The organism is Morganella sp. BCCO 40_0007 (assembly GCF_032989665.1).
Taxonomy (GTDB): domain Bacteria; phylum Pseudomonadota; class Gammaproteobacteria; order Enterobacterales; family Enterobacteriaceae; genus Morganella; species Morganella sibonii.
The window spans coordinates 1-17,048 of sequence record NZ_JAVBIN010000004.1 but is presented as its reverse complement, the minus strand read 5'-3'; the positions used below and the strand labels follow the sequence as shown (position 1 = coordinate 17,048).

20 protein-coding genes are annotated in these 17,048 nt (G+C 51.6%); 16 read left to right on the top strand and 4 right to left on the bottom strand.

Translation table 11 applies throughout. The annotated features are described in order from the left end of the window. Nucleotides 1-17 precede the first annotated feature (17 nt). Both R5268_RS05850 and R5268_RS05845 read left to right on the top strand, forming a co-directional pair. Complete coding sequence (locus R5268_RS05850; protein WP_181257639.1) at nucleotides 18-620, top strand: LysE family translocator; 603 nt, start codon at nucleotides 18-20, stop codon at nucleotides 618-620. A gap of 151 nt (nucleotides 621-771) precedes the next feature. Continuing rightward, on the top strand, nucleotides 772-1,125 hold the full coding sequence (locus R5268_RS05845) for a type II toxin-antitoxin system HicB family antitoxin (RefSeq protein WP_218427225.1): 354 nt from the start codon (nucleotides 772-774) through the stop codon (nucleotides 1,123-1,125). A gap of 70 nt (nucleotides 1,126-1,195) precedes the next feature. Here R5268_RS05845 and murP read toward each other — a convergent pair whose 3' ends face one another. Continuing rightward, entirely contained in the window at nucleotides 1,196-2,641 is a 1,446-nt protein-coding gene (gene murP, locus R5268_RS05840) for a PTS N-acetylmuramic acid transporter subunit IIBC (protein ID WP_182105869.1), read from the bottom strand. Nucleotides 2,642-2,656: 15 nt separating this feature from the next. Further along, nucleotides 2,657-3,568, bottom strand: a complete 912-nt coding sequence (murQ, locus tag R5268_RS05835; RefSeq protein WP_317419027.1) for an N-acetylmuramic acid 6-phosphate etherase — start codon at nucleotides 3,566-3,568, stop codon at nucleotides 2,657-2,659. A 265-nt stretch (nucleotides 3,569-3,833) separates the two neighbouring features. Here murQ and R5268_RS05830 point away from each other — a divergent pair, with 265 nt between their 5' ends. Then, entirely contained in the window at nucleotides 3,834-4,694 is an 861-nt protein-coding gene (locus tag R5268_RS05830; protein WP_317419028.1) for an SIS domain-containing protein, read from the top strand. 37 nt (nucleotides 4,695-4,731) lie between these two features. Here the strand turns inward: R5268_RS05830 and R5268_RS05825 are convergent, their stop codons facing one another. After that, on the bottom strand, nucleotides 4,732-6,660 hold the full coding sequence (locus tag R5268_RS05825) for an ABC transporter ATP-binding protein (RefSeq protein ID WP_317419030.1): 1,929 nt from the start codon (nucleotides 6,658-6,660) through the stop codon (nucleotides 4,732-4,734). Between the two features lie 148 nt (nucleotides 6,661-6,808). On the opposite strand from R5268_RS05825, the gene kefG reads away from it, so the two are divergent. From kefG to slyD, 4 genes are all read left to right on the top strand, one after another. After that, nucleotides 6,809-7,375, top strand: coding sequence for a glutathione-regulated potassium-efflux system ancillary protein KefG (gene kefG / locus R5268_RS05820; protein WP_218454927.1), 567 nt, complete (start codon nucleotides 6,809-6,811; stop codon nucleotides 7,373-7,375). Further along, nucleotides 7,362-9,209, top strand: a complete 1,848-nt coding sequence (kefB, locus tag R5268_RS05815; RefSeq protein WP_182105887.1) for a glutathione-regulated potassium-efflux system protein KefB — start codon at nucleotides 7,362-7,364, stop codon at nucleotides 9,207-9,209. Before kefG ends, kefB begins: the two co-directional genes overlap by 14 nt. Nucleotides 9,210-9,212: 3 nt before the next feature. Then, nucleotides 9,213-9,416 (top strand): YheV family putative zinc ribbon protein, encoded by a 204-nt coding sequence (locus R5268_RS05810; protein ID WP_046894374.1) that lies wholly within the window; start codon nucleotides 9,213-9,215, stop codon nucleotides 9,414-9,416. A gap of 126 nt (nucleotides 9,417-9,542) precedes the next feature. Beyond that, complete coding sequence (gene slyD, locus R5268_RS05805; RefSeq protein ID WP_046894373.1) at nucleotides 9,543-10,178, top strand: peptidylprolyl isomerase; 636 nt, start codon at nucleotides 9,543-9,545, stop codon at nucleotides 10,176-10,178. A 71-nt stretch (nucleotides 10,179-10,249) separates the two neighbouring features. Here the strand turns inward: slyD and R5268_RS05800 are convergent, their stop codons facing one another. Continuing rightward, nucleotides 10,250-10,468, bottom strand: a complete 219-nt coding sequence (locus R5268_RS05800) for a SlyX family protein (RefSeq protein WP_046894372.1) — start codon at nucleotides 10,466-10,468, stop codon at nucleotides 10,250-10,252. Between the two features lie 243 nt (nucleotides 10,469-10,711). Between R5268_RS05800 and fkpA the strand changes: the two genes are divergently transcribed. The 9 genes from fkpA to R5268_RS05755 form a co-directional block, all read left to right on the top strand. Beyond that, nucleotides 10,712-11,470: an FKBP-type peptidyl-prolyl cis-trans isomerase gene (gene fkpA, locus R5268_RS05795; protein ID WP_181257683.1), complete on the top strand. Its 759-nt coding sequence runs from the start codon at nucleotides 10,712-10,714 to the stop codon at nucleotides 11,468-11,470. Nucleotides 11,471-11,807: 337 nt separating this feature from the next. Continuing rightward, nucleotides 11,808-12,509 carry a transcriptional regulator gene (locus tag R5268_RS05790; RefSeq protein ID WP_046894370.1) on the top strand — a complete coding sequence of 234 codons (702 nt, stop codon included), beginning with the start codon at nucleotides 11,808-11,810 and terminating at the stop codon, nucleotides 12,507-12,509. Nucleotides 12,510-12,523: 14 nt separating this feature from the next. Beyond that, entirely contained in the window at nucleotides 12,524-12,919 is a 396-nt protein-coding gene (gene tusD / locus R5268_RS05785) for a sulfurtransferase complex subunit TusD (protein WP_107680778.1), read from the top strand. Nucleotides 12,920-12,928: 9 nt separating this feature from the next. Then, complete coding sequence (gene tusC / locus R5268_RS05780) at nucleotides 12,929-13,288, top strand: sulfurtransferase complex subunit TusC (protein ID WP_046894368.1); 360 nt, start codon at nucleotides 12,929-12,931, stop codon at nucleotides 13,286-13,288. 19 nt (nucleotides 13,289-13,307) lie between these two features. Beyond that, entirely contained in the window at nucleotides 13,308-13,598 is a 291-nt protein-coding gene (tusB, locus tag R5268_RS05775; protein WP_025154801.1) for a sulfurtransferase complex subunit TusB, read from the top strand. A 132-nt stretch (nucleotides 13,599-13,730) separates the two neighbouring features. Next, complete coding sequence (gene rpsL / locus R5268_RS05770) at nucleotides 13,731-14,105, top strand: 30S ribosomal protein S12 (protein ID WP_004236497.1); 375 nt, start codon at nucleotides 13,731-13,733, stop codon at nucleotides 14,103-14,105. A gap of 96 nt (nucleotides 14,106-14,201) precedes the next feature. Next, nucleotides 14,202-14,672 (top strand): 30S ribosomal protein S7, encoded by a 471-nt coding sequence (gene rpsG, locus R5268_RS05765; RefSeq protein WP_107680779.1) that lies wholly within the window; start codon nucleotides 14,202-14,204, stop codon nucleotides 14,670-14,672. A gap of 80 nt (nucleotides 14,673-14,752) precedes the next feature. Beyond that, nucleotides 14,753-16,879, top strand: a complete 2,127-nt coding sequence (gene fusA / locus R5268_RS05760) for an elongation factor G (RefSeq protein ID WP_317419031.1) — start codon at nucleotides 14,753-14,755, stop codon at nucleotides 16,877-16,879. Nucleotides 16,880-16,956: 77 nt separating this feature from the next. Further along, nucleotides 16,957-17,048, top strand: a 92-nt coding sequence (locus R5268_RS05755) for a GTP-binding protein (protein WP_001978617.1), incomplete at its 3' end; no start/stop codon positions are given.

Sequence of the window (17,048 nt, the reverse complement as noted above, 5' to 3'; positions counted from 1 at the left end):
ATGTTGCCGGATTATTCATGACTGCACACCTTTTTATCTCACTTTCTGTTTTTATGTTTATTGCGGCAGTCACGCCGGGGCCTAATAATCTGCTGCTGACTGCCTCCGGTGCGCAGTACGGTTTCCGCCGCACACTGGTGCTGATGGCCGGTATTATGCTCGGTATGCAGACAGTATTATACCTTTCTGCCTTTGGCGTTGCGGCTATTTTACTTATTTATCCGACATTGCATACTGCTATGAAAATTGCGGGCAGTCTTTACCTTCTGTGGCTTGCCAAAAAACTGGCCACCGCACCTTATCAGCCTCTTAATGAACCTCAGGTCAGTAAAGCCGTTACCTGGTATCAGGGCGCACTGTTACAGTTTATCAATCCCAAGGCCTGGCTGATGGGACTGGGCGCTGTCGGCAGTTACAGCCTGAGCGGTGACGCCTATATGCTGTCTGTCGGGGTGATGAGTATCGTGATGGTCTCAGTGAACCTGGTTGCCGGGTTTATCTGGATCGGATTCGGTGCCTTTATCGGCCGTTTTCTGCGCAGCCGCAATACCTGGTTCACCTTCAACATTGTGATGGGGTTACTCACCGCCGCCTGTGTGCCGCTCATCTGGCTTGAATAGCCGACATAATATAACCTGCGGAACAAAAACAGAAGCTGAATGAAAAATGGCTCACAATAATCTGCCTCACTATTTCATGTGATATCATGAGTTGACGTCATGCTACTCCTGCATAGAGTGATATCATTGAATGATACCGGCAGGATAAGTAATGATTAAGAGCACAAATATCATGACTATCGAAGGTCACCCTGCATCCGTAACTTATGAGGATGAAATTAAGGCATTCCGCGGTAAGTTTTTGGATGTAAACGGGTATTGCGATTTTGTATCTGACAGCATTGAAGGCCTGAAAAAAGAAGGTGCAGTGTCTCTGGCGGAGTTTATACAATCTTGTACTGAAGAAGGCATTGAGCCTTTTAAAGAGACTGATAAATTAAAGGCCTTTACGCTGCGTTATCCGGGCTGGCTTGAGGCGCGGCTGAATGCTGCCACAACAGCGAATTCGGTCTCAAAAAATCAGTTTATTGTTCAGTTACTGGAGCAGGCACTTATTTCCCGCTGATTTTATCCTGTTTGAATAATCATGAAAAACAGACCGCATTGCGGTCTGTTTTTGTATCACTACAGCGAAATCAGCTTAAATCCACATTCTTACTGCCGAACAGCAGGGTGAGCAGGAATCCGGCCAGATAGGCGACGAGTAACCCGCCGGTATAGACCGCCATCCCCATGAAGATACCGCTGTCGGATGTCATGACCGGAATGGCGATAATGCCGGATGGTCCGAAAACCGTATTCAGCCCGACCGGATAGCCGAACCAGGCAATAAGTCCGATAAAGAACCCGCCCGCCGCACCGCCGAAACAGGCGGTAATAAACGGTTTCACGCGCGGCAGGGTTACGCCGTAGATCAGCGGTTCGCCGATGCCGAGGAAACCCGGGATAATCGCCCCGCGGATCTGATTGCGCAGAACCGAGTCTTTTTTAGCGCGGATATACAGTGCCAGTGCCGCACCGACCTGACCGGCACCCGCCATGGCAAGGATCGGGAACAAGGAGTTAAAACCCTGAGTGCCGACCAGTGCGGTATACACCGGAATAAACCCCTGATGGATACCGAACATCACTGCAATCAGGAACAGACCGGCGAGAACTGCCGCCCCGAACGGATTGGCGTTGAGGTGCATAAACAGCCAGGACATGCCGTCAAACAGCCAGACGCCGATCGGCATAATCACAATAAAGGTCAGTGCACCCATAATCAGCAGGGTGATGGCGGATGTCAGAATGATATCCAGGTTTGCCGGGATAAAGCGCCGTACCTGCCGCTCCACCCAAGCACCGGTGATGGTGGCGATCAGAATACCGATGATATTACCGCGCGGGTCAATGCCGTGACCGAAGAAGGTTTCCATACCGGAGTAGAAACCTTTGGTTGCCTGCGGATCATAACCAAGGATAAACAGCGCCGCGATAATTGCGCCATTGACGCCGGAACCGCCGAAGGCTTTCTGCGCGTTATAACCAATCAGTATTCCCATAAAGGTAAACAGCCCCTTGCCGAAGACCTTCATGTAACTGAGCACTTCAACCAGCGTGCTGTTCGGGGCCGGATTTCCGGTGACCCAGAGCGATTCAAACAGTGTGGCAAAGCCGAGCAGCAGACCCACGCCGATAAAACCCGGAATAAGCGGGGTAAAAATCGTGGCAAATTTGGCAAGAAAACGCTGTACCGGGTTCGTTTGTTTCTCTTTCAGATGCTGTTTCTGATCGGCGGCAATCTCTTTCAGACTGCGGCTGTCCGGTTCACTGCCGGGAACATAGTCATCGAGATGTTTCTGCATCAGTTCTGCGGCGGTTTGTGCTTTTCCCGGTCCCAGCACAATCTGGAACTGCTCATCACTTTCAATCACACCCAGCACGCCCTCAATTTTTTTGATGGCGATTTTATCCGCCAGCTGTGTGTTGTGCAGTGTCAGACGCAGGCGGGTCATACAGTTTCCGCTCTGCGCCACGTTACCCGGACCGCCGATGGCATCCAGAATCTGTATGATGGTTGACTGACTGATTTTGGCCATGGTGATTACCTTGCGTTAAGAGTGTGCCGCACCGGTCAGCGCGTCACGGATAAACCCCTGATGCTGTGCCAGCAGGGCTTTGGCGTCACCGGCACTCAGCTGTGCCAGGATCATCACGATGGCGGTTTTGCAGTGTCCGTCACAGGCGGTAAGCGCCTGTTCTGCGGTCGCTCTGTCACATTCCGTTGCGGCCATCACAATACGTTTTTGCCGCTCAACCAGTTTGGCGTTGGTCGCTTCCACGTCCGCCATCAGGTTGCCGTACACTTTCCCCGAGCGGATCATCGCCCCGGTGGTGATCATATTGAGTATCAGTTTCTGGGCGGTCCCGGCTTTCATGCGGGAGGAGCCGGTGATCACTTCCGGACCGACCACCGGTGTGATGGCGATACCGGCCAGGCGGCTCATTTCACTGTCCGGGTTGCAGCTGACGGCGGCAACCGTAGCACCGAGAGACAGCGCGTATTCCATGCCGCCCAGTACATAAGGGGTGCGGCCGCTGGCGGCGATCCCGACCAGTACATCTTTCTCACTGAAATTCAGCGCTTTCAGATCATTTACGGCCAGTTCGCGGTTATCCTCTGCATTTTCAACGGCTTTCAGAATGGCTTTATGACCGCCGGCAATCAGACCGACTACCTGCTCAGCCGGGGTGCCGAAGGTCGGCGGGCATTCGCTGGCATCCAGTATCCCGAGGCGGCCGGAGGTGCCCGCGCCCATATAGATCAGCCGTCCGCCCAGACGGAACGCCTGAGCCACTGCATCCACGATCTGTGCCACCTGCGGCAGGGTTTTTTCCACGGCAAGCGCGACGGTCTGGTCTTCGCGGTTAATCACCCGCAGCATATCCAGTGTCGGCAGACTGTCGATATCCGCGCTGGCCGGGTTGCGGCTCTCGGTAATCATAGAGGTTAAGTCAATCTTCATGCGTGATCCTTTGTATAAGATATAATCGGCATGCTAGAGAATTAATTATTCTTTTTATGTGAGAGTTATCACAGAGCGATCTATTCAACTATGATGGTATAGCAGGAATATTTCTGTATCCCGCCATCTTTTATTTTTAAGTATTGCATTGAATATAAATGTATTTTTTATTATTCAAGGTCGTTATTTATCAGGAATAATTCGGCATTAATTTTTGAAATACTTTATTCCTTTTTTATTATCCGGATAAGGAAAACAGACACGCATGGCGATCCTGACAAAAATCAGCTGGGCAAAAGCAGAGCTGGCGGCCAATCAGCAGCATATTGCTGATTTTATCCTGGCGCAGCCGGAAGAGACGGTAACGCTCTCCTCTCAGGTACTGGCTGAGCGGGTGGGGGTGAGTCAGTCTGCTATTGTGAAGTTTAGTCAGAAAATGGGATTTAAGGGCTTTCCGGCACTGAAAGTGGCTATCAGTGAAGAGATTGGCCGTAACCGGGTACTGGCGGCCAATCAGCAGCAGGCGCTGCATAACCGGATAGAGGCACATGACTCGCTGCTGGTGATTGCCCAGAAACTGGCACAGGAAAAACAGCATTCCATCACGGAAACCACACGGCGGATCGATTTTGAACAGATGGCAGCGATTGTCGCGTGTCTGGATCATGCCCGCTGTATTCAGGTTGCCGGTATCGGCGGCTCCGGGCTGACGGCGAAAGACCTGGCGTACAAACTTCAGAAAATCGGGCTGATGACACTGGCGGAAGCGGATCACCATATCCAGATCGCCTTTTCCCAGACGCTGACCGAAAAAGATGTGCTGGTGGTGTTGTCATTCAGCGGCAAGCGCAAGGATATGCTGGTCACCGCAGCCACGGCGAAAAAACAGGATGCCACGCTGATTGCGATTACCGGCAACCGTCAGTCACCGCTGGCGAAAATGGCGGATTATGTGCTGGAAACGGTCGCGGAGGAAAATGAGTGGCGCAGTTCGTCCATTTCCTCACGGACAGCGCAAAATACGGTGACGGATTTACTGTTTATGGCGCTGTTACAGCGGCGGGAAGAACAGGCACGGCAACTGGTGATTAATGCCCGCACCATGATTAACAGCCTGGACAGCTGATAAGGTAAAGAGAGCGGCATCTGCCGCTCTTCATCACTTACTGATTTTCAAACGTCTGTGTCATGGCTTCGAGGTTTTCCTGAATGTCCATCCAGGCCATTTCCGCCTCTTCCAGCTCAGCTTTGAACTGTGCCTGTTCCTGAAGGCAGGTGTTCAGCTCGGCTTTGCGGGACTGATCATACAGGCCGCTGTCACCGAGTTTTTCCTCAACGGCGGCAATGGCATCTGACAACCGGCTCATGGTTTTTTCCAGTTTTTCCGATTCTTTGCGCAGCGGCTGAGTCTGCTGGCGGAATTCCGCTTCACGGCGTTTCTGCTCTTTGCGATCCTGGGCGGTGACGGTATTTTTTTCCTCACCGTTTTCCGCTGCCGGTTCTGCATTTTGACGCATCTGTTTCTGGCTGTCTGCCAGCCAGCGCTGATAGTCGTCCAGATCACCGTCAAACGGTTCGACCTGACCATCATGTACCAGATACAGATCATCGGTAGTGGATCGCAGCAGGTGACGATCGTGGGAAACCACGACGATCGCGCCCTCAAATTCGATCAGCGCTTCGGTCAGCGCCTGACGCATATCGAGATCCAGGTGGTTGGTCGGTTCATCGAGCAGCAGAAGATTCGGGCGCTGCCAGATAATCATAGCCAATACCAGACGCGCTTTTTCCCCGCCGGAGAAACGGCCGGTGTTATCGGTCACCTGATCGCCTTTAAAACCATAACCGCCGAGATAATCGCGCAGCTGTTGTTCTGTCTGATCCGGCGCGAGGCGCACCATATGCTGTAACGGGGATTCATCCGCCCGTAAAAATTCCAGCTGATGCTGGGCGAAATACCCCAGTTTAATGCCTTTGGCGAGACCAATTTTACCCTGTAACGGCTCCAGTTCACCGGCGAGCATTTTTATCAGGGTGGATTTACCCGCACCGTTACGTCCCAGCAGGCCGATACGTGAACCGGGCACCAGGTTCAGTTTGATATTGTCCAGTACCACTTTCTCACCGTATCCGGCGCTGACTTTTTCCATTTTCAGCAGCGGGTTCGGCAGCACTTCAGGCGGGCGGAAGCTGAAACGGAACGGGTTATCCGCCAGGGCCGGGGCGATCAGTTCCATGCGTTCCAGCATTTTCAGGCGGCTCTGTGCCTGTTTGGCTTTGGTGGCCTGGGCGCGGAAGCGATCCACATATTTCTGCAGATGTGCGCGGCGTAACTGCTGGCTTTCATACTGTGCCTGCTGCTGTGCCATTTTTTCAGCGCGCTGTACTTCAAAGGAGGAATAGTTGCCGGTGTATTCAAACAGGCCGTTCTGCTCAATATGCAGCACTTTATCGATGATCGGATCGAGGAAATCGCGGTCATGGGAGATGAGAATCAGGGTGCCGGGATAGCTTTTAAGCCATTTTTCCAGCCAGATCACGGCATCGAGATCCAGGTGGTTGGTCGGTTCATCGAGCAGCAGCAGATCTGAGCGGCAAATCAGTGCCTGTGCCAGGTTCAGACGCATCCGCCAGCCCCCGGAGAAAGCCCGCACCGGTGTTTCCAGCTGTTCCTGCGAGAATCCCAGCCCGTGCAGCAGTGTGGCGGCACGGGAACGGATGGTCCAGGCATCGAGGGTATCGAGCTGACCGTGGATCACCGCAATCGCATGGCCGTCATTCTGTTCATTCGCCTGCTGTAATTTTGCCTCAAGCTCACGGAATTCACGGTCACCGTCAATGACATACTCAATCGCCGGTTCATCCAGCGCCGGGGTTTCCTGGTTGACCCAGGCCATGGACCAGTTTCCCGGAAACGTCACACTGCCTGCTTCGGCCTGTAATTCGCCTTTGAGCAGTGCCAGCAGAGTGGATTTACCGCAGCCGTTTTTTCCCACCAGGCCGACTTTCTGACCCGGATTGATGGTGGCCGTTGCGTTGTCGAGCAGAACACGGACGCCGCGGCGGACCTGAAGTGAAGAGAAAACAATCATAAATATCGATAGGGTAAGTAATTGAGAGTAAAATTAATGTAATTCGTGCGTTGTCAGCAGCAAATCACCCGTCAGCAGGCGAGGAGTATCGTTGCAGCGGGCATAGTAGCGAAAATCGCAAAGATTCTCACGTTTTTAAGAGGAAGTGATGATAAATAATCCGACCATATTACTGATTTACGCGCATCCGGAACCGCATCACTCCATCGCCAACAAGGCGCTTATCTCTGCGGCGTCGGAGCTCGGGCATGTCACGGTGCACGACCTGTACGGCACTTATCCGGACTTTTTTATCGACATCCGGCATGAGCAGGAACTGCTGCGGCAGCATGACATCATTGTGTTTCAGCACCCGCTGTATACCTACAGCTGTCCTGCACTGCTGAAAGAGTGGTTTGACCGCGTGCTGACCCGTGATTTCTCCGGTGAGCAGGGCGGCAGACAGCTGTCGGGCAAATACTGGCGGCAGGTAATCACCACCGGAGAACCTGCCGAAGCATACCGTCACGGCGGTTATAATCGCTTTCCGATCAGTGAATTACTGCGCCCCTTTGAACTGACCGCGGCACTGTGTGCAATGCACTGGCTGGCGCCGGTGATCCTTTATGCTGCGCGCCGTCAGGGGAAAGCGATGCTGCATGAACAGGCGCAGGCTTATTGTGACTGGCTGCGGGAACCACAACTGACCGGAGGACGTAATTATGGAGCCAGCTGACGGCAACCTGCTGCATGCAGGTATTGTTTTTCTCGCAGCGGCCGTGGTGATGGTGCCGGTGGCGCAGCGGTTGCGCATCGGTGCGGTACTGGGGTATCTGCTGGCGGGAATTGCTATCGGCCCGTGGGGGCTGGGATTTATCAAAAACGTCAATGAATTACTGCACTTCTCCGAACTGGGGGTGGTGTTCCTGATGTTTCTGATCGGGCTGGAACTGAATCCGCGTGAGTTATGGAAGCTGCGGCGATCTATTTTCGGCACCGGAACCGCCCAGGTGGTGTTTTCCGCACTGATCCTCGGGATACTGCTCTGGCTGACTGATTTTTCCTGGCAGGCGGCCATTGTTGGCGGACTGGGACTGGCGATGTCCTCCACCGCGATGGCATTACAGCTGATGGATGAAAAGGGCATGACCAACAACGACAGCGGCCAGATGGGATTTTCTGTGCTGCTGTTCCAGGATATGGCGGTGATCCCGATTCTCGCGGTGATCCCGCTGCTGGGCGGGGAAACCGCGGGCAGTGACTGGTATCGTATCGGTATCAAAATTCTGGCCTTCGCCGGACTGCTGATCGGCGGGCGCTACCTGCTGCGGCCGCTGTTCCGGCTGGTGGTGAAATCCGGGGTCAGTGAAGTCTTTACCGCTGCCTCACTGCTGGTGGTGATCGGCTCAGCGGTGTTTATGGAGCAGCTCGGGTTCTCCATGGCGCTCGGGACATTTATTGCAGGTGTGATGCTGGCGGATACGGAATACCGCCATGAGCTGGAGATCACCATCGAGCCGTTCAAAGGGCTGCTGCTGGGGATGTTCTTCATTTCTGTCGGCATGTCGCTGAATATCGGCGTGCTGTGGCAGTATCTGCCGCAAATCCTGCTGGGTGTGATTGTGCTGGTGAGTGTCAAAATGACGGTGCTGTATCTGCTGGCACATCTTACCTGCCGCCGCAGCGGGCGCTTACAGTTTGCCGGGGTGCTCAGCCAGGGCGGTGAATTTGCGTTCGTCCTGTTCTCGGCGGCGCTGGCCAGCCGTGTTATCACGGATCATCAGATGGCACTGCTGCTGGTGGTGGTTACTCTTTCCATGATGACCACGCCGCTGCTGATGCAGGGAATCGATATGATTCTGGCACGTCGTTACAATAATGCTGAACCGGGAACGGGTGAAACGCCGTTTGTGGAAGATAATCATCCGCATGTGATTCTGGTCGGTTTCGGGCGGATGGGACAGGTCATCGGCCGCCTTCTGATGGCCAATAAAATCCATCCGACGGTGCTGGAAAAAGATGTCAGTGCGGTCAGTGCCATGCGGCGTTACGGTTACAAAGTGTATTACGGGGATGCGACCGGACTCGCATTGTTGCGTTCTGCCGGGGCAGAGACAGCAAAGGTGATTGTCATTACCTGTGATAAACCGGAAGATACCATGACGATTGTGCAGTTGTGTCAGGAGCACTTTCCGCACCTGCAAATCATTGCCCGCGCACGGGGCAGGGTGGAAGCGCATGAGCTGCTCACACACGGCGTGACGCAGTTCAGCCGTGAAACGTTCTCGTCGGCACTGGAACTGGCACGAAAAACCCTGATCGGGCTGGGAACACACCCGGCAGAGGCTCACCGGGCACAACAGTTATTCCGCAGGCTGGATATGCAGCTGCTGCGTGAGCTGATTCCGCAGGCGGAAGAGGAAATCTCGCATATCTCCCGCGTCAAAGAAGCGCGGCGTGAGCTGGAAAATCTGTTTGATAATGAAATGAAACGGGAAAAACATCTGCCGGACAGCTGGAACCTGACGGAAGACTCTCCGGGCAGCGGACGGACAGATGACAGGAGCTGAAAAATGAGCAACCGGAAACGGTTTATTGCGGGTGCGGTATGCCCTGAGTGTCAGACGCAGGACACACTCGCGATGTGGCGTGAAGATAATGTGGATGTGGTTCAGTGCGTGCAGTGCGGCCATCTTGAGCGCCGGGCGGATGCACCCGCGGAGCAGCATATACGTAAAGATGAACAGGTAATTGGTATCTTTACACCGGGGGAATAACAGGCAACGGTTTTTCACAGAGAATTTGGGGGAATTTGTCCCAAAACAGATACAGTGGCTGTAAATTCCGTTACAATCGGCGCGTTAATTAAAATCTTATCCCCCGCGGATGTGTAGGAGATACCAATGAAAGTAGCAAAAGACCTGGTAGTGAGCCTGGCTTATCAGGTAAGAACAGAAGACGGTGTATTAGTTGATGAGTCTCCGGCAAGTGCTCCGTTAGACTATCTGCACGGTCGCGGTGCGCTGATCAGCGGGCTGGAAAGTGCACTGGACGGCCGCGTTGCCGGTGATGTGTTCGACGTTGATGTCGGCGCAAATGATGCATACGGTCAGTATGACGAAAACCTGGTTCAGCGCGTACCGAAAGATGTTTTCGTCGGTGTTGACGAACTGGAAGTCGGCATGCGTTTCCTGGCAGACACCGATATGGGTCCTGTGCCGGTTGAAATCACCGGTATCGAAGGTGACGAAGTGATCGTTGACGGCAACCATATGCTGGCCGGTCAGAACCTGAAATTCCACGTCGAAGTTATCGGTGTGCGTGAAGCAACAGCAGAAGAGCTGGAGCATGGTCACGTTCACGGTGAAGAAGGCGGCTGCTGCGGTGGTCACGACCACGGCGAAGAAGGCGGTTGCTGCGGCGGCGGTCATGGTCACGATCACGACCATGGTCACGAACACGGTGAAGGCGGCTGCTGTGGCGGCGGTGGTCACGGTAAAGGTCACGGCCACGGTAACGGCGGCTGCGGTTGTCACTGATAACCCGCGTCTGAACCGGACAAAAAAAAGCGCATTCCTGACGGATGCGCTTTTTTTATGTCCGTTGTTTATCAGTAGTGCGGCGGCGGCACTTCTTCTGACAGCGGTGCCACATTTGAGCCCGGGGTGGCTTTCAGGCGTTCGGTCAGCAGGCGGAGCCTTTCATTCAGCCGGGTGATATCCATCTGCTGCTGTGTGACCACCTGATTGAGTTCCTCAATAGTCATATCCTGAAAGGCAGTTTTGCTCTCCAGTTGTTCGAGGCGTTGTTCCAGTTCAAAAAGGTCCATCGTTTTCTCCTGTCTGAGACGGGGATTACTGTGTAAAAGTATGTAATATTCCTGTGAAATACACTTAGAGTGAGAGGATATATTTTATTGGGGGGTTACTATGAAACCTCTTTTTGCTAAGGTTGTCTCAGCATCACAAAACCGTGACATTATGATGTCGCCCGGTGACGGCTGCAAGGACTCTCTGGCGTGATCTGCTGTGCGGTATGTCCTGTAACTGTTGCAAAACTTATGGAGAAAAGGATGAAATCACTGTTTAAAGCGACTGTTGTCGCAACCTCGCTGGCAATGACATTAGGTATGTCACAGGCTTATGCGGATACCGCGCCGAAAAAAGAAGAAGTAAAACTGAACAGCGCATTTAAAACCGCAAGTCAGCAGAATGCTTATGCGCTGGGAGCGTCACTGGGTCGTTATATGGAAAATGCCCTGAATGAGCAGAAATCCATTGGTCTGGATCTGGATCGTGACCAGATGATGGCGGGTGTTCAGGATGCATTCAGCAACAAAAGTAAGCTGAGTGATGAAGAGATCAACCAGACTCTGCGTGGTTTTGAAGAGCAGGTGAAAGGTGCCGCTCAGGAAAAAATGGCACGTGAGGCTACTGAGAACAAAGCAGCCGGTGACAAATACCGTGCGGCATTCGCCAAAGAAAAAGGCGTGGAAAAAACCAAAAGCGGTGTGCTTTACAAATCTGAGAAAAACGGTAACGGTGCATCTCCGAAAGAAACAGACAGCGTTGTCGTTCACTATAAAGGCGCATTAATCGACGGCACTCAGTTTGACAGCTCTTACGATCGTAACGAGCCGCTGACTATCCGTCTGGACAGCGTGATTAAAGGCTGGGCTGATGGCCTGAAGCAGATGAAAAAAGGCGGTAAAGCCAAACTGGTTATCCCGCCTGAAGCTGCTTACGGCACCGATGGTGTTCCGGGTATCCCTGCAAACTCTACCCTGGTCTTTGACGTTGAGTTACTGGATATCAAACCAGCGGCCAAATAAGCCCTGCTGATACCGGAAACTGACAAAACCCGCACTTTTTTGTGCGGGTTTTTGTTTCCGCGGCGATCAGGATTATGAAAAATTTGCAAAACATCCGTGTTTTTTTGTATTTTTTACCAGAATTTGATCACCTCAGGCGCAAAACGGCCTGTTTTTCGCTATAACTTAACCTGCGGGTATCTGCACAGAGCCGGAAGCCCGTCATTTGCAGCTTTCCTGCACCCGGTAAATCCGGGTATATAATTGATACATGATGACAGGGTAATCCTCCTGCAGTGAAAGATTACAGATGAGTAAAACCAACGACGTTCACACGTTACAAAGAGTGGTGTATTAAATGTCTAACCCAGTATTATTTAATGACAATGATTCAGATTACATCGTAAATCATCCGTTTACTGAAACGGATTATGAAATTCTGAAATCCTATGAGGCGGCCGTTGATGGTCTGGCGCTGCTCATCGGTGAGCACTGTGAAATCGTTCTCCACTCACTGGAAGACCTGAAGCGCTCAGCGGTGAAGATCGCAAACGGTCACCATACCGGCCGTAAAGTCGGTTCTCCGATCACAGACCTGGCGCTGCGTATGCTGCACGACATTACTGATGAAGACTGCAGCACGTCGAAAGCCTATTTTACCCGGGCAAAAACCGGGGCACTGATGAAATCGCTGACCATTGCTATCCGCAATAAGTCACGCCGTATCATCGGGTTATTGTGTATCAACATGAACCTGGATGTGCCTTTTTCTCAGGTCGTTCAGACCTTCATCCCGAAAGAACTGGCGGAAGAAACGTCCAATGTAAACTTCGCCTCTTCCGTTGAAGACCTGGTGGCACAGACGCTGGAACAGACAATCGAAGAAGTGAATGCCGACCGCAATGTGGCAAACAACGCGAAGAACAAACAAGTGGTGCTGAACCTGTATGAGAAAGGGATATTTGATATCAAAGATGCCATCAACCTTGTTGCTGTGCGTCTGAATATCTCCAAACACACGGTTTATCTCTACATCCGCCAGTTTAAAAACGGCGAGTAAGGCAGCGCGGAGCAATGACACCGTTATCTTACTGCCTGCTGGTTACCGGCCCTGCCTACGGTACACAGCGTGCCGGCAGCGCACTGTTGTTTGCCCGGCATGTGATTGCGGCCGGACACCGGATTCAGTGTGTATTTTTTTACCGTGAAGGCGTCAGCAACGCCAATGTGCTGACATCACCGGCCGGGGACGAAACCGATATGGTGCGTCAGTGGCAGCAGCTTGCCCGTGACAACGATATTCAGCTTGCGGTTTGTGTGGCGGCGGCACTGCGCCGAGGTGTCACTGATGCTGCTCAGGCGGCATCGCTGCAGCTGACGGCTGCTAATCTGGCGGACGGGTTCGCCCTCAGCGGTCTGGGCACGCTGGCAGAAGCCATGGTGACCTGTGACCGTGTTATCCAGTTTTAGGGAGATCCGGTGAAACGTATTGCCTTTGTTTTCAGAAGTGCGCCTCACGGCAGCAGCAGTGGCCGGGAAGGGCTGGATGCGCTGCTGGCAACCAGTAATTATACTGAAGGGGTCGCGGCCTTTTTTGTGTCCGACGGGGTGTTACAGTTATTACCGGAACAAACACCGGCAAATATTCTTGCCCGTGATTATATTTCCACCTTCAAAGTCCTGCCGCTTTACGATATTGAAGAGTGCTACTGCTGCACAGAAGATATGGCCGCACGGGGATTGTCTCCGGAGACACCGTATATTCTGCCGGTGACCTGCCTGAGTGCGGCGGAACTGGCGCGGAAACTGGCGGCATTTGACGCCGTGGTGTCATTTTGATCTACATACGGTGAGCAAGATGCTATATACTGTCAGCCAATCGCCATTTCGTACTGATATCCAATCATTACTGAATCTGTTATCCCCTGAGGATGACATCCTTTTTACCGAAGATGGCGTAATCGCAGCAACGGAAGGTAACCCGTTGTTGCAGGCGCTTATTCAGTCGGGTCATATTCCCTGTGTGCTGCGGGAGGATGCCGAAGCACGCGGTTTATTACCGTTCCTTTCGGGCAAAGTGAGAATCACAGACTATACTGGTTTTGTGGCACTCACCGTCACACACACGCAACATTTTGCGTGGGAATAGCAAATATCATTGTATATTTCTTGACACCCTGTTGCGTCAGCAATAAAATTTCGCGTCCTCGTGTTTTGTCTTTGACAGATACGAGGCACAAATCCGTGTTTACGAAGCAAAAAACCAGGAGCTTTTTTTATAATGGCAACGATTAATCAGCTGGTTCGCAAATCCCGTAGCTCGAAAGTTGTGAAAAGCAACGTTCCTGCACTGGAAGCCTGCCCGCAAAAACGTGGCGTATGTACCCGTGTATATACCACCACACCTAAAAAACCTAACTCAGCACTGCGTAAAGTATGCCGTGTACGTTTAACCAACGGTTTTGAAGTTTCTTCATACATCGGTGGTGAAGGTCATAACCTGCAGGAACACAGCGTGATCCTGATCCGCGGTGGTCGTGTTAAAGACTTACCGGGTGTTCGCTACCACACTGTTCGCGGCGCACTGGACTGTTCCGGTGTTAAAGACCGTAAACAAGCTCGTTCTAAGTACGGTGTGAAGAAGCCAAAAGCTTAATGGTTCTCCGTTAAGTAAGGCCAAACATTTATCGCATTAATGTCAAATAAACTCATTGAGTTTTGGACAACCCTGAATTAACAACGGAGTATTTCCATGCCACGTCGTCGTGTAATTGGTCAACGTAAAATTCTGCCAGATCCTAAGTTCGGATCAGAGCTGCTGGCCAAATTTGTAAATATCCTGATGGTAGACGGTAAAAAATCTACCGCAGAATCAATCGTATATACCGCGCTTGAGACCCTGGCTCAGCGTTCAGGTAAAGATCACCTGGAAGCATTCGAAACCGCACTGGATAACGTGCGTCCGACTGTCGAAGTTAAGTCCCGCCGTGTTGGTGGTTCTACTTACCAGGTGCCGGTTGAAGTTCGTCCGGTCCGTCGTAATGCATTAGCAATGCGCTGGATCGTTGAAGCTGCCCGTAAACGCGGTGATAAGTCCATGGCTCTGCGCCTGGCAAATGAATTATCCGATGCAGCTGAAAACAAAGGCACTGCCGTTAAGAAACGTGAAGACGTTCACCGTATGGCAGAAGCTAACAAGGCGTTCGCACACTACCGTTGGTAATCAAACCGTAGTGAATTGTGTATAGGGTAGCCGTAAGGCTGCCCGACCAAATTAAACGAACGTCCAAGAGAGAGGAAAAAATGGCTCGTCAAACACCCATTTCACGTTACCGTAATATCGGTATCAGTGCACATATCGACGCCGGTAAAACCACCACAACAGAACGTATTCTGTTTTATACAGGTGTGAACCATAAAATTGGTGAGACCCACGAAGGTTCAGCAACGATGGACTGGATGGAACAGGAACAAGAGCGTGGTATTACTATCACCTCCGCAGCAACCACTGCGTTCTGGTCTGGTATGGGTAAACAATTTGAACCACACCGCATCAACATCATCGACACCCCGGGGCACGTTGACTTCACAATCGAAGTAGAACGTTCTATGCGTGTTCTTGATGGTGCTGTAATGGTTTACTGTGCCGTTGGTGGTGTTCAGCCACAGTCTGAAACCGTATGGCGCCAGGCAAACAAATATCATGTACCTCGTATCGCGTTCGTTAACAAAATGGACCGTATGGGTGCAAACTTCCTGAAAGTTGTTGATCAGATCAAAACCCGCTTAGCGGCCAACCCGGTACCACTTCAGTTAGCTATCGGCGCTGAAGAGTCATTCACCGGTGTTGTTGACCTGGTTAAAATGAAAGCGATTCAGTGGAGTGAAGAAGACCAGGGCGTTACTTTCACTTACGAAGATATCCCGGCAAACATGCAGGAATTAGCTGCTGAATGGCACCAGAATCTGGTTGAAGCCGCAGCTGAAGCCTCTGAAGAGCTGATGGAAAAATATCTCGGCGGTGAAGAACTGACTGAAGCTGAAATCAAAACAGCATTACGTCAGCGCGTACTGGCTAACGAAATTATCCTGGTAACCTGTGGTTCTGCATTTAAGAACAAAGGTGTTCAGGCGATGCTGGATGCGGTTGTTGAGTACCTGCCATCTCCGACAGAAGTTCCTGCTATTAAAGGTATTCTGGACGACGGTAAAGACACTCCTGCTGAACGTCACTCTTCTGATGAAGATCCGTTTGCTGCGCTGGCATTTAAAATTGCAACCGACCCGTTTGTGGGTAACCTGACGTTCTTCCGCGTATACTCTGGTGTTGTTAACTCCGGTGATACCGTACTGAACCCGGTTAAATCCAAGAAAGAGCGTTTCGGTCGTATCGTTCAGATGCACGCTAACAAACGTGAAGAGATTAAAGAAGTTCGCGCTGGTGACATCGCGGCTGCTATCGGTCTGAAAGACGTCACTACAGGTGATACTCTGTGTGCGATTGAAGCACCAATCATCCTGGAGCGTATGGAATTCCCTGAGCCGGTAATCTCTGTTGCAATTGAACCGAAAACCAAAGTTGACCAGGAAAAAATGGGTATCGCACTGGGCCGTCTGGCACAGGAAGACCCGTCATTCCGCGTATCAAGTGATGAAGAGACTAATCAGACTATCATCGCCGGTATGGGTGAATTACACCTGGACGTTCTGGTCGACCGTATGCGTCGTGAGTTCAAAGTTGAAGCGAACGTGGGTAAACCACAGGTAGCTTACCGCGAAGCAATCACTATGAAAGTGACTGATATCGAAGGTAAACACGCTAAACAGTCTGGTGGTCGTGGTCAGTACGGTCATGTTGTTATCGACATGTACCCGCTGAACAAGAAAGATGCTGACGGCGTCAACATGGAATACGAATTTGTCAACGAAATCAAAGGTGGTGTGATTCCTGGTGAATACATCCCTGCGGTTGACAAAGGTATTCAGGAGCAGCTGAAATCTGGTCCGTTAGCAGGCTACCCTGTTGTGAACATGGGTGTTCGTCTGCATTACGGTTCATACCATGATGTTGACTCCTCTGAACTGGCGTTTAAACTGGCGGCATCTCTGGCGTTTAAAGACGGCTTCAAAAAAGCGAAACCAGTTCTGCTGGAACCAATCATGAAAGTTGAGGTGGAAACACCGGAAGACTACATGGGTGACGTCATTGGTGACCTGAACCGTCGTCGCGGTATGATTGAAGGTATGGATGACATGCCTACCGGTAAAATCGTCCGTGCGCAAGTGCCACTGTCTGAAATGTTTGGTTATGCAACTGACCTGCGTTCACAGACCCAGGGCCGTGCTTCTTACTCCATGGAATTCCTGAAGTATAATGAAGCACCAAACAACGTAGCTCAGGCTGTTATTGAAGCTCGTAATGCAAAATAATCGGTAATTTACCGGTTTAACTCGTTAATTTCAGTCCCTTCTCAGAATGAAGAAGGGACTCCATAAGGAATAGAGTCGTGTCTAAAGAAAAATTTGAACGTACGAAACCGCACGTTAACGTTGGTACTATCGGCCACGTTGACCACGGTAAAACTACCCTGACTGCTGC

What these genes read in the sequence shown, in the direction of transcription:
- R5268_RS05850 (WP_181257639.1), top strand. Translation starts at nt 18, where the DNA reads ATGACTGCACACCTTTTTATCTCACTTTCTGTTTTTATGTTTATTGCG.
- R5268_RS05845 (WP_218427225.1), top strand. Translation starts at nt 772, where the DNA reads ATGATTAAGAGCACAAATATCATGACTATCGAAGGTCACCCTGCATCC.
- murP (WP_182105869.1), bottom strand. Translation starts at nt 2,641, where the DNA reads ATGGCCAAAATCAGTCAGTCAACCATCATACAGATTCTGGATGCCATC.
- murQ (WP_317419027.1), bottom strand. Translation starts at nt 3,568, where the DNA reads ATGAAGATTGACTTAACCTCTATGATTACCGAGAGCCGCAACCCGGCC.
- R5268_RS05830 (WP_317419028.1), top strand. Translation starts at nt 3,834, where the DNA reads ATGGCGATCCTGACAAAAATCAGCTGGGCAAAAGCAGAGCTGGCGGCC.
- R5268_RS05825 (WP_317419030.1), bottom strand. Translation starts at nt 6,660, where the DNA reads ATGATTGTTTTCTCTTCACTTCAGGTCCGCCGCGGCGTCCGTGTTCTG.
- kefG (WP_218454927.1), top strand. Translation starts at nt 6,809, where the DNA reads ATGATAAATAATCCGACCATATTACTGATTTACGCGCATCCGGAACCG.
- kefB (WP_182105887.1), top strand. Translation starts at nt 7,362, where the DNA reads ATGGAGCCAGCTGACGGCAACCTGCTGCATGCAGGTATTGTTTTTCTC.
- R5268_RS05810 (WP_046894374.1), top strand. Translation starts at nt 9,213, where the DNA reads ATGAGCAACCGGAAACGGTTTATTGCGGGTGCGGTATGCCCTGAGTGT.
- slyD (WP_046894373.1), top strand. Translation starts at nt 9,543, where the DNA reads ATGAAAGTAGCAAAAGACCTGGTAGTGAGCCTGGCTTATCAGGTAAGA.
- R5268_RS05800 (WP_046894372.1), bottom strand. Translation starts at nt 10,468, where the DNA reads ATGGACCTTTTTGAACTGGAACAACGCCTCGAACAACTGGAGAGCAAA.
- fkpA (WP_181257683.1), top strand. Translation starts at nt 10,712, where the DNA reads ATGAAATCACTGTTTAAAGCGACTGTTGTCGCAACCTCGCTGGCAATG.
- R5268_RS05790 (WP_046894370.1), top strand. Translation starts at nt 11,808, where the DNA reads ATGTCTAACCCAGTATTATTTAATGACAATGATTCAGATTACATCGTA.
- tusD (WP_107680778.1), top strand. Translation starts at nt 12,524, where the DNA reads ATGACACCGTTATCTTACTGCCTGCTGGTTACCGGCCCTGCCTACGGT.
- tusB (WP_025154801.1), top strand. Translation starts at nt 13,308, where the DNA reads ATGCTATATACTGTCAGCCAATCGCCATTTCGTACTGATATCCAATCA.
- rpsL (WP_004236497.1), top strand. Translation starts at nt 13,731, where the DNA reads ATGGCAACGATTAATCAGCTGGTTCGCAAATCCCGTAGCTCGAAAGTT.
- rpsG (WP_107680779.1), top strand. Translation starts at nt 14,202, where the DNA reads ATGCCACGTCGTCGTGTAATTGGTCAACGTAAAATTCTGCCAGATCCT.
- fusA (WP_317419031.1), top strand. Translation starts at nt 14,753, where the DNA reads ATGGCTCGTCAAACACCCATTTCACGTTACCGTAATATCGGTATCAGT.